At 57.0% G+C, this 16,418-nt stretch carries 14 protein-coding genes; 9 read left to right on the top strand and 5 right to left on the bottom strand.

The features are described from left to right. Positions 1 to 92: 92 nt before the first annotated feature. From ACR0AH_RS09360 to ACR0AH_RS09340, 5 genes are all read left to right on the top strand, one after another. Positions 93 to 1,580 (top strand): ABC transporter substrate-binding protein, encoded by a 1,488-nt coding sequence (locus tag ACR0AH_RS09360; RefSeq protein WP_480591592.1) that lies wholly within the window; start codon positions 93 to 95, stop codon positions 1,578 to 1,580. A 155-nt stretch (positions 1,581 to 1,735) separates the two neighbouring features. After that, positions 1,736 to 2,683, top strand: a complete 948-nt coding sequence (locus ACR0AH_RS09355; RefSeq protein WP_170426057.1) for an ABC transporter permease — start codon at positions 1,736 to 1,738, stop codon at positions 2,681 to 2,683. Then, on the top strand, positions 2,680 to 3,495 hold the full coding sequence (locus tag ACR0AH_RS09350) for an ABC transporter permease (RefSeq protein ID WP_170408556.1): 816 nt from the start codon (positions 2,680 to 2,682) through the stop codon (positions 3,493 to 3,495). The genes ACR0AH_RS09355 and ACR0AH_RS09350 overlap by 4 nt, the downstream gene beginning before the upstream one ends. Beyond that, positions 3,492 to 5,090 (top strand): dipeptide ABC transporter ATP-binding protein, encoded by a 1,599-nt coding sequence (locus ACR0AH_RS09345; protein WP_170733939.1) that lies wholly within the window; start codon positions 3,492 to 3,494, stop codon positions 5,088 to 5,090. The genes ACR0AH_RS09350 and ACR0AH_RS09345 overlap by 4 nt, the downstream gene beginning before the upstream one ends. A gap of 36 nt (positions 5,091 to 5,126) precedes the next feature. Next, positions 5,127 to 6,578, top strand: coding sequence for an aldehyde dehydrogenase family protein (locus ACR0AH_RS09340; RefSeq protein WP_480591588.1), 1,452 nt, complete (start codon positions 5,127 to 5,129; stop codon positions 6,576 to 6,578). On the opposite strand, the gene pncB is transcribed toward ACR0AH_RS09340, so the two are convergent. Then, on the bottom strand, positions 6,575 to 7,867 hold the full coding sequence (pncB, locus tag ACR0AH_RS09335) for a nicotinate phosphoribosyltransferase (RefSeq protein WP_170394888.1): 1,293 nt from the start codon (positions 7,865 to 7,867) through the stop codon (positions 6,575 to 6,577). The genes ACR0AH_RS09340 and pncB overlap by 4 nt on opposite strands. A gap of 164 nt (positions 7,868 to 8,031) precedes the next feature. Here pncB and ACR0AH_RS09330 point away from each other — a divergent pair, with 164 nt between their 5' ends. Further along, entirely contained in the window at positions 8,032 to 8,562 is a 531-nt protein-coding gene (locus ACR0AH_RS09330; protein ID WP_170514119.1) for a hypothetical protein, read from the top strand. Positions 8,563 to 8,565: 3 nt separating this feature from the next. Here ACR0AH_RS09330 and pncA read toward each other — a convergent pair whose 3' ends face one another. Further along, complete coding sequence (pncA, locus tag ACR0AH_RS09325; RefSeq protein WP_170408552.1) at positions 8,566 to 9,159, bottom strand: bifunctional nicotinamidase/pyrazinamidase; 594 nt, start codon at positions 9,157 to 9,159, stop codon at positions 8,566 to 8,568. A 96-nt stretch (positions 9,160 to 9,255) separates the two neighbouring features. On the opposite strand from pncA, the gene trhO reads away from it, so the two are divergent. Beyond that, positions 9,256 to 10,161: an oxygen-dependent tRNA uridine(34) hydroxylase TrhO gene (trhO, locus tag ACR0AH_RS09320; RefSeq protein ID WP_480591584.1), complete on the top strand. Its 906-nt coding sequence runs from the start codon at positions 9,256 to 9,258 to the stop codon at positions 10,159 to 10,161. Between the two features lie 64 nt (positions 10,162 to 10,225). Continuing rightward, positions 10,226 to 10,726 carry a potassium channel family protein gene (locus ACR0AH_RS09315; protein WP_170394876.1) on the top strand — a complete coding sequence of 167 codons (501 nt, stop codon included), beginning with the start codon at positions 10,226 to 10,228 and terminating at the stop codon, positions 10,724 to 10,726. Positions 10,727 to 10,732: 6 nt separating this feature from the next. On the opposite strand, the gene ACR0AH_RS09310 is transcribed toward ACR0AH_RS09315, so the two are convergent. Beyond that, positions 10,733 to 11,062, bottom strand: a complete 330-nt coding sequence (locus tag ACR0AH_RS09310; protein WP_170394874.1) for a hypothetical protein — start codon at positions 11,060 to 11,062, stop codon at positions 10,733 to 10,735. Between the two features lie 191 nt (positions 11,063 to 11,253). On the opposite strand from ACR0AH_RS09310, the gene betB reads away from it, so the two are divergent. Further along, a complete protein-coding gene (gene betB, locus ACR0AH_RS09305) occupies positions 11,254 to 12,708 on the top strand; it encodes a betaine-aldehyde dehydrogenase (RefSeq protein ID WP_480591581.1) in 1,455 nt (484 codons plus the stop codon). 680 nt (positions 12,709 to 13,388) lie between these two features. On the opposite strand, the gene ACR0AH_RS09300 is transcribed toward betB, so the two are convergent. Both ACR0AH_RS09300 and motA read right to left on the bottom strand, forming a co-directional pair. Then, the gene (locus ACR0AH_RS09300; RefSeq protein WP_480591578.1) at positions 13,389 to 15,536 is read right to left on the bottom strand and encodes a tetratricopeptide repeat protein; all 2,148 of its coding nucleotides are present in this window, start codon (positions 15,534 to 15,536) and stop codon (positions 13,389 to 13,391) included. Next, positions 15,533 to 16,402, bottom strand: a complete 870-nt coding sequence (gene motA / locus ACR0AH_RS09295) for a flagellar motor stator protein MotA (protein WP_480591575.1) — start codon at positions 16,400 to 16,402, stop codon at positions 15,533 to 15,535. The genes ACR0AH_RS09300 and motA overlap by 4 nt, the downstream gene beginning before the upstream one ends. Positions 16,403 to 16,418: the final 16 nt, after the last annotated feature.

Here is a 16,418-nt window from a genome sequence, read left to right as displayed (position 1 = left end):
ATTCCTTGATTGACCTCGGGTTTGCGAGGACATTGGTCGCAGATCGGCCCGAAAAAAGCAGGGCTAGCCAATTTCAGTGGGGAGAGATTTTCATGACAAAGCAGCGCTTTCGCTCGTTCGCGTCGGCCCTGGTCCTTGGCGCGGGCCTGTTTGCCACGCAGGCCATGGCCAAATCTGACATCACCATCGCCATGCAGCTTGAGCCACCGCATCTGGACCCGACCAGCGCTGCAGCGCAGGCTATCGATTCGGTTGTCTACACCAATATCTTCGAAGGCCTGACCCGGTTCATGGGCGATGGCTCGGTGGTGCCGGGGCTGGCCGAAAGCTGGGAAATCTCGGATGACGGTACCGTTTACACATTCAAGCTGCGCGACGGTGTGACATTTCACGATGGCACAACGATGGATGCCGAGGACGCCAAGTTTACCCTTGATCGCGCCACGGCAGAAGACAGCGCCAACGCGCAGAAGGCTTTGTTTGCGGGTATTAAAAGTGTCGAGGTGGTGGACCCCCTGACCGTTCAGGTGACGTTGAATGAGCCGAACGGGAACTTCCTTTTCAATCTCGCCTGGGGTGACGCGGTGATCGTTGCGCCCGAAAGCATCGAGAATATCAAGACCAACCCGGTTGGCACGGGGGCCTTCACCTTCTCTGACTGGCTGCAGGGTGACAGCATCATCCTGAATCGCAACCCCAACTATTGGGGCGAACAGCCCGCGTTAGAGACCGCAACGTTTAAGTTCATCTCGGATCCGACCGCCGCCTTTGCCGCCATGATGGCCGAGGATGTGGACGTGTTCGACAACTTCCCCGCACCCGAGAATCTGCCGCAGTTCGAGGCTGATCCGCGCTTTCAGGTTCTTGTCGGCTCGACCGAGGGGGAAACCATTCTGTCGACCAACAACAAACAAGCCCCGTTTGATGACATATTGGTCCGACAGGCATTGGCCCACGCGATTGACAGGCAGGCCATCATTGATGGGGCTATGTTCGGCTATGGCACACCCATCGGTACGCATTTTGCTCCGCATAACCCGGCTTACGTCGATTTGACCGGCAATTCGGCCTATGACCCGGAAAAAGCCAAGGCGCTGCTGGCCGAGGCCGGGTATCCCGATGGGTTCGAGACCACGCTGCACTTGCCGCCGCCTTCCTACGCCCGACGCGGGGGTGAAATCATCGCTGCGCAACTGGCCGATATTGGCATCACCGCCGAGATCATCAATGTGGAATGGGCGCAGTGGCTGGAAAGCGTGTTCAAGGGCAAGGAGTTTGGCCTGACCATCGTCAGCCATACCGAGCCGATGGATATCGGTATTTATGCCCGGCCCGACTATTACTTCCAATATGACAGCACCGACTTTCAGGCATTGATGGACACGCTGAATTCGACCACGGACCCTGATGAGCGCACACGTTTGCTGGGTGAGGCACAGCGCTTGATTTCGACCGATTACGTCAACGGGTACCTGTTTCAACTTGCCAAGCTTGGCGTGGCCAAGGCCGGTGTTGAGGGGCTATGGGAAAACGCACCTACGGCAGCGATCGATCTGACCGGGATCAGTTGGTCCGAATAGAAGAACAGAGTTGGACCGGGGCGATGGCCAGCGCCCCGGCGCGAACTGTTGCACCATGAAACCCACAAGGATTCTGGCTTGGCGGGTTTCTTTTTGTCTATCTTCTCGAGCCTTAGGCGCTGGACCCACACGGGATGTGACCCTAACGTTTCCAAATGCTCCGCTACGCCCTCAAACGTCTGCTGTCGCTGATCCTGAGCCTGGCTGTCGCCTCGGTTGTCATCTTTGCAGTGATCGAGGTCGCGCCCGGTGATCCGGCGTCGTTCATGCTGGGCGTGAACGCGCAGGCCGATACATTGACTGCGCTGAGAGCTGAACTGGGCCTCGATGTCTCGAAGATCGAGCGGTACTTTAACTGGGTCGGCGGGATGCTGGTTGGGGATTTTGGTACGTCCTACACCTATCGCACACCCGTGTCGCAGATGATCGCAGATCGATTGTGGGTGTCATTGCCGCTGGCTTTATACGCGCTAACCCTGTCCACGCTGATTGCTTTCCCCGCCGGTATCTACGCAGCCTCACGGCGCGGCAAACCGGGTGATCTGACCGTGATGGGTGCGACTCAGCTTGGTATCGCGGTGCCGAATTTCTGGTTCGCGATGATGCTGGTGCTGGTCTTTGCCATCAATTTGCGCTGGTTCAATGCCGGCGGTTTCGCGGGTTGGGAGAACGGCATTTGGACCGGTCTACATTCGCTGACCCTTCCAGCCATTGCATTGGCCCTGCCGCAAGCGGCGATCCTTGCGCGGGTTATGCGCTCGGCTCTGTTGGATATTCTGGCCGAGGATTTTATGCGCACTGCACGCGCCAAGGGCCTTTCGCGTCGGCAGGCGCTTTGGCGACACGGAGTGCGGAATGCTCTGATCCCAGTACTGACGATCATTGGACTCCAATTTTCCTTCCTGCTGGCGGGTTCGATCATCATCGAACAGGTGTTTTATCTACCCGGCCTCGGGCGGCTGGTTTTTCAGGCCATATCGGCGCGCGATCTGATCGTCGTGGAATCGGTCGTTATGCTGCTGGTCTTTGCCGTTATCATGGTGAACTTTTTTGTCGATCTGGCCTATGCCGCAGTCGATCCAAGGCTGAGGAGCAGGACATGAGCCGCAACCTGATCCTTGGCGCGACGCTGTCCTCACTGGTGGTGTTGGCAGCGCTGGTGTCCTTTGTCTGGACCCCATACGACCACGCCGCGCTGAGCATTCCGGCCAAGCTGCAGCCACCCAGCGCGCAGCACTGGTTCGGTACCGATCATTTCGGACGCGACATGTTCTCGATGATCATGGTTGGTGCGCGCACCTCGATTGCGGTGGCGCTGGTCGCGGTCGGGATTGGTATGGCGCTGGGCGTCCCCTTGGGTCTGGCCGCCGCTGCGCGCAGTGGATCGTGGCTAGATGAATTCATCATGCGCGGCAATGATCTGGTCTTTGCATTCCCCTCTCTCGTCATCGCCATTCTGATCACTGCCGTCTTTGGTGCCGGGGCCATTAACGCGATCATCGCCATCGGTATCTTCAACATCCCCGTTTTTGCCCGCATCACCCGAGGCGCAGCTTTGTCTCTTTGGGAGCGCGAGTTTATCCTTGCCGCCCGCGTGTCAGGCAAAGGCGCGGCACGGATATCGGCTGAACATATCCTGCCCAATGTCGCCAATCTGCTGATTGTTCAGGGAACAATCCAGTTCTCACTTGGCATTCTGGCCGAGGCTGGGCTGTCCTATGTCGGTCTTGGTGCGCAACCCCCTACGCCAAGCTGGGGCAGAATGCTGGCCGATGCGCAGACGATGGTTAGTTTTGCCCCGCATTTGGCTCTGATTCCAGGTCTTGCCATCATCGTGACGGTTCTGGGCCTGAACCTTCTGGGAGATGGCTTGCGCGATTGGTTGGACCCTCGGATACGGGTGGCCCGCGCATGAGTCTTTTGCAAATCAAGGACCTCTCGTTGGCTATCCATGGCACGCCGATTTTAAAGAAGATCAACCTGTCGATTGCCCCTGGGCAGATCGTGGCTGTGACCGGAGAAAGCGGTTCGGGCAAATCAATGACAGCCTTTGCCGTGATGCAGTTGCTGCCAAACGATGCCGAAGTAGATGGGGTGCTAGAGTTAGAGGGCCAGAACCTACTGAACCGGTCTGAGGCCGAGATTTGTGCGTTGCGGGGCGCTGCGATCGGAATGGTTTTCCAAGAGCCGATGACTGCCCTGAACCCGGTGAAGACCATCGGCGATCAAGTTATGGAGACTATCCTGATCCACAAGGCCATGCCCCCGGCCAAAGCGCGCGCTCGGGCCGAAGAGGTTCTGGCCCGGGTTGGATTGCCAACCGACAGGTTTCCGTTGAAGCGTTATCCTCACGAACTGTCAGGCGGTCAGCGCCAGCGAGTGGTGATCGCCATGGCGATTGCACTGCGCCCCCGACTGTTGATCGCGGATGAGCCGACAACGGCGCTTGATGTGACCACGCAGGCGCAAATCCTTGATCTGCTTAAAGGGCTCGTGTCGGAGTATGGCATGGGTCTGCTGATGATCACGCATGATTTGGCGGTGGTTGCAGACATGGCGGATCAGATTGTGGTCATGCGGCATGGGGAGGTTGTTGAAACGGGCGCAACAGATCATCTCCTGCGCCATATGCAGCACCCTTACACCCGTATGCTGTTCGAAGCTTCGGGGCATCAAGTCAACCTGCCGACCTCTCCTGCACCGCGAGCGTTGCTTGAGGTCGAGAACGTGGTGCGGGACTACCGTCTGCCCCGAACGCGCCTGTTTGCCACGCCCGGTCATCATCGGGCCGTCGATCATGTCAGCTTTACCCTGAATCGGGGGGAGCGTTTAGGGCTGGTAGGAGAGTCCGGTTGTGGAAAATCGACCCTAACACGAGCTATTTTGGGCTTGGAGGAGGTGCAGCAAGGCCGCATTTCCCTTGATGGTCAGCCTGTTTTCACCGGCCACAAACCCAATCTGGCAGTGCGACGCAAGATGCAGGTGGTGTTTCAGGACCCTTATGGCAGCTTCAATCCTCGCCACCGGGTCGCGCGCCTGATCACCGAGCCATTTCATTTGCTGGACACCCCGCCAACCGGTTCTGAACGGCAGGATCGCGTCGCTGAGATGCTTACCGCCGTTGGCCTAAGCCCCGATGATGCGGGCCGCTACATTCACGAATTCTCGGGTGGGCAGCGGCAACGTATCGCTATTGCGCGCGCTCTGATTATTCGATCCGAGTTGATCCTGTTTGATGAGGCTGTCTCGGCGCTGGATGTCTCGGTCCGCGCCCAAATTCTCGACCTGCTGGCCGAGCTTTGTGCGGCTTACGATCTGACTTACCTGTTCATCAGCCATGACCTGAGCGTGGTTCGAACCATCACCGACCGTGTGTTGGTGATGCAGGCCGGCAAGATTGTGGAACAGGGTGAAACCGAGCAAGTCTTCACAGAGCCTCAGCATCCTTACACAAGAACTCTGATCAATGCGGCACCGAAATTGCCGGAGACTGGACGAGGCGCTGCATGAAAAACCCTTGTATAGAGCCTGATATTGGAGCTTCCGATGACTAACCCCCTCTGGTTCGATCCCAACCTTTGCCTGATCGGCGGAGAATGGAAAATGCCCGCGTCAGGTCAAACCTTGCCGCTGGTGAATCCCTCGGACGGTTCCGAAATTTGCCAGATCGCTCGAGGTGGCGAAACCGATATCGACGCTGCAGTGCGGGCCGCCCGATCCGCGTGCGATGGCGATTGGGGTCGCATGACGGCCCTGGAGCGAGGGCGTATTCTCACCCGACTGGGGCAACTGGTTCTGGACCGAGTGGATGAACTGGCACAGCTAGAGGCGATGGATGTCGGCAAACCGCTGACCCAAGCGCGGGCAGATGCGGTAGCATTGGCGCGGTATTGCGAATTTTATGGTGGTGCTGCGGATAAAGTGATGGGCGAGACCATTCCCTATCTGGATGGCTATACCGTCTACACGTTGCGCGAGCCGCACGGTGTGACCGGCCACATCGTGCCGTGGAATTATCCGATGCAGATCATTGGCCGTTCTGTCGGGGCGGCGCTGGCAATGGGTAACGCCTGTGTTCTGAAACCGGCGGAAGAGGCCTGCCTGACCGCACTGGCCTTCGCGCATCTGGCGATACAGGCGGGCCTTCCGCTTGGTGCCCTGAATGTGGTGCCCGGCCTGGGGGCTGAGGCGGGCGCGGCCCTGTCGGCACACCCGGGTGTGGATCACATCTCATTCACCGGTTCGGTCGCGACTGGCGCGTTGGTTCAGCAGGCGGCGGGTCGAAACGTTGTTCCGGTGACACTGGAACTGGGCGGCAAGTCGCCGCAACTGGTTTTCGATGACGCCGATCTGGATGCCGCGCTGCCGTATCTGGTGAATGCGGGTATACAGAATGCGGGCCAGACCTGCTCGGCCTCGTCGCGCATTCTGGTGCAGCGCGGTGTATATGATGCGGTGAAATCCCGTATGGCGACTGCCTATCAAGAACTCACCGTTGGACCGGCGGTCCAGGATTTGCGCGTCGGTCCGCTGATCTCAACACGGCAAAAAGAAATCGTGACCGGTTTCCTTCACCAAGGCTCGGACTTGGCGATTGCCGCCGAGGGCCAGATTGCGGCTGGCGCACCCGAATCCGGCGCATATGTCCGGCCCACATTGTTCTCGGATGTGCCGCCCGATCATGCCTTGGCGCGGGATGAGATCTTTGGCCCCGTACAGGTTCTGATCCCGTTTGACACCGAAGAACAGGCTCTAACCATAGCAAATAGCACCGAATATGGCCTTGTTGCTAGCGTCTGGACCCGAGATGGTGGGCGGCAGATGCGGCTGGCCAAGGGTTTGCGTTCGGGGCAGGTGTTCATTAACAACTACGGCGCGGGCGGAGGTGTCGAGCTGCCTTTTGGCGGCGTTGGAAAATCCGGCCATGGCCGCGAAAAAGGGTTCGAGGCGCTTTATGGGTTCTCGCAGCTCAAGACGGTTGCGGCCTACCACGGCTAAACGATCACTTCGATCGGCTCCTGCGCTCCAACGCCAAAGACGCGCTTGTACCGCTCAATCTGCTCGGCGGGTCCCATCGCCTTTTCCGGGTTGTCAGATAGTTTGACCGTCGGGTAGCCATTGGCCGAGACCGCCTTGCAGACTAGCGAAAAGGGAGCCAATGCGTCATTCGGTACAAGTTCGCGGAAGTCATTGGTCAGCAACGTACCCCAGCCGAACGAGACATTGGTTTGATCCGCGAACTGAGCGTGCAATTCGCGTATCTTGTCCACATCTAACCCGTCCGAGAAAATAACCCGCTTCTGCGTCGGGTCTTCGCCGCGTGATTTCCACCAGTCTATTGCGATTTTTGCGCCGGTTGCTGGGTCGCCGCTGTCAACGCGAATGCCGGTCCAGCCTGCCAGCCAGTCAGGCGCGCGGTCCAGAAACCCTTTGGTGCCATACGTGTCGGGCAGAATGATGCGCAGATTTCCATCATGTTCCTCGTGCCAGTCGCTAAGGACGTCATAGGGCGCCTGGGCAAGCGCGGCGTCGTCTTCGGCGAGCGCAGAATACACCATAGGTAGTTCATGTGCGTTGGTGCCAATAGCCTCAACTTCGCGTCGCATTGCGATCAGACAGTTGGACGTTCCGGTAAAGGACGAGCCCAAACCTTCAATCATGGCCTGCACACACCAGTCCTGCCAAAGGAAGGAATGCCGCCGCCGCGTGCCGAAATCCGCGATCCCAAGCCCCTCAATAGTGCGAAGCTGGGCTATCTTTTCCCATACGCGTGTCATTGCACGGGCATAGAGCACCTGTAGTTCGAACCGGCGCATATCGTTCAGAACCGCGCGTGAGCGTAATTCCATCAGTACGGCCAGCGCCGGGATCTCCCATAGCATGACCTCGTGCCACTTACCCTCAAAGGTCAGCTCATACTGATCACCCTTACGCTCCAGATGGTAAGGGGGTAGGCGCAGGTTCTCGAACCATTCCATGAAATCCGGGCGGAACATCTGACGCTTGCCGTAGAATGTATTGCCCCGCAACCACGTGCTTTCCCCACGACTCAGACTTAGCGAGCGGATGTGATCCAACTGCTCGCGTAGCTCGCCTTCATCGATCAAACGGGCCAATGGCACGTGATTCGACCGGTTGATCAGCGAAAACACCACATCGGTTTGGGGCTTATTTCGAAACACTGACTGGCACATCAGCAGTTTGTAGAAATCTGTGTCGATCAATGACCGGATAATCGGGTCAATCTTCCATTTATGATTGTAGACCCGCGTCGCGATATCGACCATGGGGACCTCCTGCAATTTCCGTTGTTAGATCAATCGGAGCACGAAATGGCAAGAGTCGCGGAATTGGGAACAATGCCCACGACAGAACACATTACGGGCTTATTGTGGGTTTCCTTCACGCTTTAGTGAGGGCTGGGGATGGAACTGAAGGTTGAAGTTAGTGAATGAGTCTCGAGTACGATTTTGACATTGTTGCAATAGCTCCGGATGAGGTTGATCCTGAGCATGGGCAAACATCGATAACTGGGCGGCCCCCGGTGCGGGCGCGGTTCAGGGATATCAAGACGGCAGACGCTTTGCGCGCTGCATCGCCCAAGATTCGCAGAATATTTCTGGAATCAGGATTTAGCCTGGACGAGTCGGATGGGCATCTTGCCCGAGGTTATTTTCGGCCAGAAGAGGCTGAAGATCGCCTCCTGATCCTAAAGCGTCTTTTTGCGAATATCCGGAATATGGGTGTCCAGGGAGAGTATAGTGGTGAGTTCGATTTCCATCACTTCTTGGGCCATATCAGGACCGCAAAGCCCGGGACCGTGAACCGGAAAATGCCCGAGCGACCATTGCAAGCGCCACGCCCAAGACCAGTGCGTCCAAAGCGTCGCACGGTTTCTGGGCGTATCGGTTTCGCGTTAGGTCTTGCCGTGATCCTGTTTGTGTTTCTGAAACTGCTGGCCGAGCATGGTGCCGCGCTTTGATCCTCAGGCCAGTGTCACACCTGCTGCGCGCATGGCCTGCTCTGCGACAGCCAAAGATCCGTCCATATCAATGGCGCGGCACAAGTTGCTTAAGACAGTGACATCAAACCCCAGCTGTGCCGCATCTACCGCCGAATAATGCACGCAGAAATCTGTCGCCAAACCGACCATGGTCAGCTGCGTGATCCCGCGCGTCTCAAGATAGCCTTTTAGACCAGTGGGCGTGGAATGGTCGTTTTCGAAAAACGCGCTATAGCTGTCGATAGCGCTGCGAAATCCCTTGCGGATGATCAGATCGCCATCTGTTCGCAAATCCGGATGGAAGTTCGCGCCTGCGCTGCTCTGAACACAGTGATCGGGCCACAAGACCTGAGGGCCATAAGGCATGTCGATCATCTCGAACGGCGCTTTGCCAGTATGAGAACTGGCGAATGAAGAATGTCCCGCCGGGTGCCAATCCTGTGTCAGGATCACCGTATCGAACGTATCCATGATCGCATTGATCGGTGCGACGATCTCGTCCCCTCCGGCAACGGCAAGCGCGCCGCCGGGGCAGAAGTCATTTTGAACATCGATAACGAGCAGGGCGTGGGACATGCTGGCCTCCTAAAGTCGTGTTATCGGTATGGTGCGCAGCGGGTATCGTCAATGCGGTCTCTTGTGTGTTTTTGCCAAGGGCATTAGATCGCCCACATGTACACAATCGCTGCCCTCTATCATTTCACGCGTTTTACCGACCCCGATGCGCTGCGCCCGGCTTTGCAGGAGCTTTGCCGCGCGCAGTCGGTGAAAGGCACCCTGCTGCTGGCGCAGGAAGGGATCAATGGCACCATCGCCGGTCCTCGTGCCGGGATTGACGCGGTTCTGGCGCATATCCGTGCGTTGCCAGGATGCACTGATCTTGAGTGGAAAGAGGCGACCTCGGACCATCCGCCCTTCGGCAAGATGAAGGTGCGGTTAAAGAAAGAGATCGTGACTATGGGGCAACCCGATGTCGATCCCCGCGCAAATGTCGGCAATTACGTCGAGCCTGAGGACTGGAACGCGCTGATCCGATCAGATGATGTGGTGGTGATCGACACCCGCAACGATTACGAGGTGGCGATTGGCACGTTTGAGGGTGCAATAGACCCTAACACAGCCAGTTTCCGCGATTTCCCGGCGTGGTGGGAACAGAACAAGGACCGCTTTCACAACAAACGCGTTGCCATGTTCTGCACCGGTGGCATCCGGTGCGAAAAATCCACCAATTATCTGCTGGGGCAAGGGGTCGAGGATGTCTATCACCTGAAGGGTGGCATCCTGAGGTATCTGGAAGAAACGCCACCCGAAGACAGCACTTGGCAGGGTGAGTGTTTTGTCTTCGACAACCGCGTTTCAGTTGGTCATGGTCTGGTCGAAGGCCCACACAAGCTGTGCCATGGTTGCCGTCGCCCGATCCTGCCCGAAGATGTGAAACGCCCTGAATACGAGCATGGCGTATCCTGCCATCGGTGTATCAATGAGACTTCAGAACAGGACAAGGCGCGGTTTCGCGAGCGGCAAAAGCAGATACAGCTGGCCCGCGCGCGGGGCGAGGAACATCTGGGCTCTGACTGAAATCAGCTTGCAGGCTGCGTTTGAAATCGGATGATTGTGCGCAAGCCCAACCGACGGAGCGCTCATGACCCACGAACCCAGAACCCTGGAAGAATGGAAATCAACTTTGCTGGCGGCGCTTGGGCTGGTCTTGGCAAGCTTTCTTGCGTGGTACGGTCTGTCGCGCCTGAACGAAGCTACTGCAGGCGACACCATTGGCACTCTTTCTTCGGTAGGCCTTCTGATCTGGATCGCCTCGCAGTCCTGGTACTACATGACCCAGGTGAAATCTCCCCGGAGGTTGTTGTTCCTGATGGGGGTGTCCTTCATCCAGGTCGTGCCATTCCTGTTCGCAGCCGTCTACGGCGCGTTTGGATATAACGACCATTGTGTGATCGGCGCCGAAGGGCCAGCCGATATTCTGTATTTTTCATACGTCACCTTCACAACGGTCGGATATGGGGACATGTCCCCAACTGGCTTTTGCCGTGGGCTGGCTGTGGCCGAGGCTGTGACGGGTTACATCCTGTTGGGCATGTTTGTGGCCGCCGCCGTCGCGCTATACGCGCGCAACCACGGCAAATAGAGCGATCTATTTATTATGATCGATCCAGCGCGACATCATTTGTTTGTCGCGGAAACATTCGGACGGGATCGGGCGGCGCTTGCTGCGCGAGATACGTTCGGCAAAAGCAACCTGCTTACCTGTTGGGTAGTTTGCAAAGGGCGACGGATCATGCGGCTTATGAGCTGAAATCCAGTCCGACAGGGATTTGCGGTCACGCTGCGCCTCGACCGGAATCTCAAGCGCTGATTGTTGCGCGATGGCGCGGGCAAAGCGCATCTGCCGATCTGTAACTGGCAGCAGGTGATAGTCGTTTGTCGGGCCGCTCAGGGCGGAATTTCGCATGTTCTGGGCCATCGGGTAATCCTCTGACTGTGTAGAACATAAATAGAACATTAACCTTTCGTTTCAAGGGAAGACCCTTTGTATTAGGCGAGATCCTGCCAATTTGCGACTTGATTGACTGATCAGTCAATAATCGATAGTTCGATCCTCAACGTACGCGATCTCTTTGCCTAAAGAGATTTCTGAACACAAAGGGAACCGGCATGAAGTTTCAACCCAAGGCCAGCCACTTCATCAATGGCGAGTATGTCGAGGACACCAATGGCGCGCCCATCGACGTTATCTTCCCCGCCACCGGAGAGGTCATCGCACGGCTACATTCCGCCACGCCTGAGATTGTTGAAAAGGCTCTAAACAGCGCAAAATCGGCCCAAGCGGCCTGGGCTGCCCTATCGGGCACCGAGCGAGGCCGTGTGCTGCGACGCGCGGCCGACATCATGCGGGATCGCAATCGTGACTTATCGATTATCGAAACCCATGATACCGGCAAACCTCTGCAGGAAACGCTGGTGGCCGACGCTACCAGCGGCGCGGATGCGCTGGAGTATTTTGGCGGTCTGGCGGCCTCGCTGACCGGCGAACATATCCCTCTGGCAGACGGGGATTTTGTCTATACCGTCCGCGAGGCGCTGGGCGTTTGTGTGGGCATTGGGGCATGGAACTACCCGACGCAGATCGCTTGCTGGAAGGGTGCCCCGGCGTTGGCGTGCGGAAACACAATGATCTTCAAGCCTTCCGAGACTACTCCGCTGTCGGCATTGCAAGTAGCCGAGATTTTGATCGAGGCAGGTGCACCCAAAGGCGTCTATAACGTTGTTCAGGGCTACGGTGATGTAGGCGCCAGCCTGGTGACCGACCCCCGAGTGGCCAAGGTCTCGCTAACAGGGTCGGTTCCAACGGGCCGCAAGGTGTACGCTGCTGCCGCCGATGGCATGAAACATGTCACCATGGAATTGGGTGGCAAGTCCCCGATGATCGTGTTCGACGATGCCGACATCGAAAATGCCGTGTCAGGCGCCATTCTGGGAAATTTCTATTCCTCGGGACAGGTCTGTTCCAACGGCACTCGAGTTTTTGTGCAAAAGGGAATCAAAGAAGCGTTCCTTAAGCGCCTGTCTGAACGCCTCGCTACGGCGAAAATCGGCGACCCGATGGATGAAGAGGTCAACTTTGGCCCGATGGTCAGCGAAAACCAGATGAATATCGCGCTTGGCTATGTCGAAAAGGGTAAGGCTGAAGGCGCGCGGCTGATCTATGGCGGCGAACGGGTCCAAGGCGATGGTTTCTACATGCAGCCCACGGTTTTTGCCGATGTTAAGGACGATATGACAATCGCGCGCGAAGAGATTTTCGGCCCGGTGATGTCGGTGCTGGACTTCGACACCGAAGAAGAGGTTTTGGCCCGTGCCAATGACACTGAATTCGGTCTGGCCGCCGGCGTCTTCACCAACGACCTAACCCGCGCCCACCGCATCGTGGCAGGTTTTGAGGCGGGGACTTGTTACATCAACACTTATAACCTGGCCCCGGTTGAGGCACCGTTCGGCGGATCTAAGATGTCGGGCGTCGGTCGCGAGAACTCGAAACTGGCAATCAACCACTTCAGCGAGATGAAGACAGTCTACGTCTCGATGAATGATGTGGAGGCCCCATACTGAATAAATCCGGTTGAATAGTCTCTGTTCTTGATGGTTCACGTCGGGGGCAGAGCACATGCCGGCTCGTACATATGACTAAATTCCTCAAGACGCCTCCTCCGCAAACCGGAGATCAGCCTGTGAAAACACACGCCCAAGCTTATGTGATCGGTGCAGTTTGATCCTTTATCAACTGGCCAAGTTTGGTTGGATTGACGTGGCGATGCTGGAAAGGGCGAGCTAACTTGGGGCCAACCCCAGACCATGTCCCCGGCACAATACGCAATGCCAATTGTAGCGGCTGTTTTGGCGGTGCATGTTCACATCTGGGCTGAACAAATCTCTGGGGCGGGTCTGCAGGATCCCGATGTGGCAACCGTAATGCCCTGGAATACGGTTTCAGAAAGTCTGAGTCACTCGGCCTGGATTACCAAGGGCAGATGTGGTGATCGTAATTTCAGATAGAGTTGTCCAAGAACCAGCACACTTGAACGCGTGCGGTGGTCCTGAATGATCATTGAGCCAGCTGTAGATCTTCGACACGTTCACTGAGTTTACCGCCACTGTCCCATGGGCATCATGGATTAACGCATAGGAAGTCCAAATGAATTCAATACCTTTGTTAGAGGCTGATTTTGGCGTCTATCAGCCTACAGGCCAAATCAGTTACACCTGTCCCTGCAAGAACAGACTTCCAAGGTTCAGTTCGGGTCAATTGCGCGCACTGTCTCAAGCATTTCAATGATCTGCGCGCGTGCGATGGTGCTGTCCTGTATTAGCATTGCGGCGTCCGACAACGGCTTGTCCGGCTGCCGCGCAACGGGCTTGATCAGGGACGTTCGGATGCGGGACAAATCGGTGAAGGTGTTTGACCTCTCTTCATCCGCACCGCCGGAGCCCGCCAACCAGTTGTATCGATCGGCCATCTCGTGCTTCCCGCCTGCCTGCAATGCGCGCGCGGCGGCATCGAAATCCTGTGTTTGCATCATGGCCTGGGCGCGCAACTCTTGCGCGGTGTCCGAGGAATCGTCCGCGATTTCCAGCAGCGCCTGACGGGGACGGTTGCCCAACAGAGCCGCCTTTGCCCGAAGCCGAGCACGATCACGGCTGCGTTCCCGATCTTGCGGTCGGTTTGCCAGCGCGTAAGCCTGCGCTGAAAACCCAAGGTCAGCCAATCGCTCTGCCATGGACACGGCAGTTTCGACCGCCAGCGCGTTGCGTCGCTTGTCCTTCAATTCCATCACATGGCGCAGGAAAGTAATGTCGTCCGCCCGCTCCGCCAGCAATTGGAATACCTGATCTCGTGTCCTCTGCCATTCGTCGGAATCCGAGACATCCTCAAAACTGGCAAGAGCTCCGGTAAAATCCTGCGACAAAGCCATCGCCAAAGCGTGTGCACGCGCCAACATCGGGCCAAGATCGGACTTCCGAAGCTCGCGCGCATAACTTGCAGCTAAATCGAGGTCGCGGGGCGAGACCGTACCCCGGTCCGACCACCGCTTTTCGATCAACCGCGCAAGTGCCAACGGCGCATCGGTCGCGGCATCGGGCGCCGATATGACCTCGGTCAACAGCGTTTCTGCGGTATCGGTATCCCCTGCAGCATCCGCGATTTTGGCTTGGGCAAAGGTTACATCAGCGGGTTCGTCCTCTAAGACCCGTTCGACCGCACGCAAGATCCGGCGCGATACTTCAAGTCGGCCTGCCGAGACAAACATCTCGGCGATATCCGGGCCGAGATGTTGCCTGAGATGCCACGGCAGCCGACCAAAACTGCGTTCGATCGCCTTCACATGCGCATCGGATTGAAGTTTACCCTTACTCAAAAGCGCCCAGAGTGCGGCGGCACCATCACATCTTTGCTGTCCTTCCAAAGGGTTCGGCGTCGGCGCAGGCAACCCGTCCATCACTGATGCGATGGCCGCTACTCTGCGCTGCTCAACCGAGGTCTCCGACAACAAAGACAGGGCTTGGTGCGCTTCTACACCGAACCCGAAATACGTATAGAGCTTCGCCAAATCCATTGCATGCGCCTGGTCGACACGATCGAATTCCTGAAATAGCCCGACCCGCAATTCGGCCACATCCTCGGAAAATGATCGAGCGCCCGACCATGTCCCAAAACCCAGTTCGCTGTCCGTGATACATTCCGGTTTGCTATCAATCTGAGGAACTGCCAGATTGCCTAGCCCCGAAACCTCATCGAGCACCGAAGACAGTCGCAGATTTGGTACCAGCTTTTCCGAAGATCGCAGCGACCCAAAACTGGACGATTCCCTGCTTCCGACACCTGCCAGTTCAAGATCAACAACCTCTCGATCAGCGCTTTGCAATATACGTGATGCCAACTGCTCCTCAAAATTTCGTTGATTTAATTGCAGCAAAGGCAAGGCCAGTTCGGTGGCTGGAATATCAGTAGGTAAGGGTTTTGGGGCCGGGATACTTGCAGTCCTGGGAAGCGCCTCTGGCTCTACCGGGTCATTTGCAGGTGTACCCTGGTCGGGTGCGATATCTATGACCACCATAGTTTGGCGATGCAGAAATGCCGTTGCCACGCAGTCGCACCCAAATGTCATCTCCAACGCTGCACCTGGCCCGGCCTGTTGAAGCGATTGCAGACGGTTCCCCGACAGGCGGTCGAAGACAGCTGCAGTGTTGAATGTCGCATTATCGATGCCAATGCTCAGCCGCGCGCCGTTCTCGACCGGATCCAACATCCAACCGGTGCCAGAGGGGACCTGTACCACCAGTCGCGTGTATCCCTCATGCTCGCCCGATCGCACGGTCAAAGCCTGTGCTGACGCGCTTGTGCCCCATGCGAGCAAGACCAAAGACAATGCGCGGATCATGCTGCAGCCTGCTTGAGTTCCTTAAGCGCGTCTTCAAGTTCCGAGAAACCGGGCCGGTTGTGGGTCGGTGTGTTCTGGCGGCCGACCTCTATACACATGGCCGCGTTGTGGTTGTGAAGATTAGCCACCAGAACCTCTTTGATGAGTAGGTAAAAGTGGTTGTCTTCTTCAACAACAGATTTCAGCTTGCCCGCGAAAGGACCCACCAATCCATAAGCCAGAAAAACCCCCAGAAACGTCCCAACCAACGCGCCGCCGATCAGCTTACCCAGAACTTCCGGTGGTTGGTCGATTGATCCCATCGTCTTGATCACACCCAGAACGGCGGCCACGATCCCCAAGGCGGGCAACCCGTCAGCAACGGTTTGCAGCGCGTGGCTTGAATGCATGGCATGGTGGAAGTTCGCCTCCATCCGCTTTTCCAGCACCTCCTCAACCTGGTGCGGGTCGTCATAGTTCATCGCCGCCGAGCGCATGGTGTCACAGATCAGGTCCACCGCTTCTTTGTCGGCTTGAATCTTGGGATATGCGGAAAATAGCGATGAGCTTCCTGGCTCTTCAATGTGCTGCTCTACCTCGACCGGGTTCGCGCGTGCGATCCGGATCAGAGAGAATAACAAGCACAACAGATCGCGATAATCCTCGGGCTTCCATTTGGGTCCTTTAAAAACTTTCGCGATATCCTTGGCAGTGTGTTTTACGCCGCCGATATCATTGCTGATCAGAAATGCGCCGACTGCGGCCCCTCCGATCATCATCATCTCGAAGGGCAGTGATTTCATAATGATGGCCATCTTGCCGCCTGCGGCAAGGTAGCCGCCGAATACCATGACAAAGATGACGGCAATTCCGATGAGCCCGATCATGAAAGGTCTCCAGCGT

It is taken from the genome of Ruegeria sp. AM5 (assembly GCF_056540645.1).
This window is presented reverse-complemented; position numbering and strand designations above follow the sequence as displayed.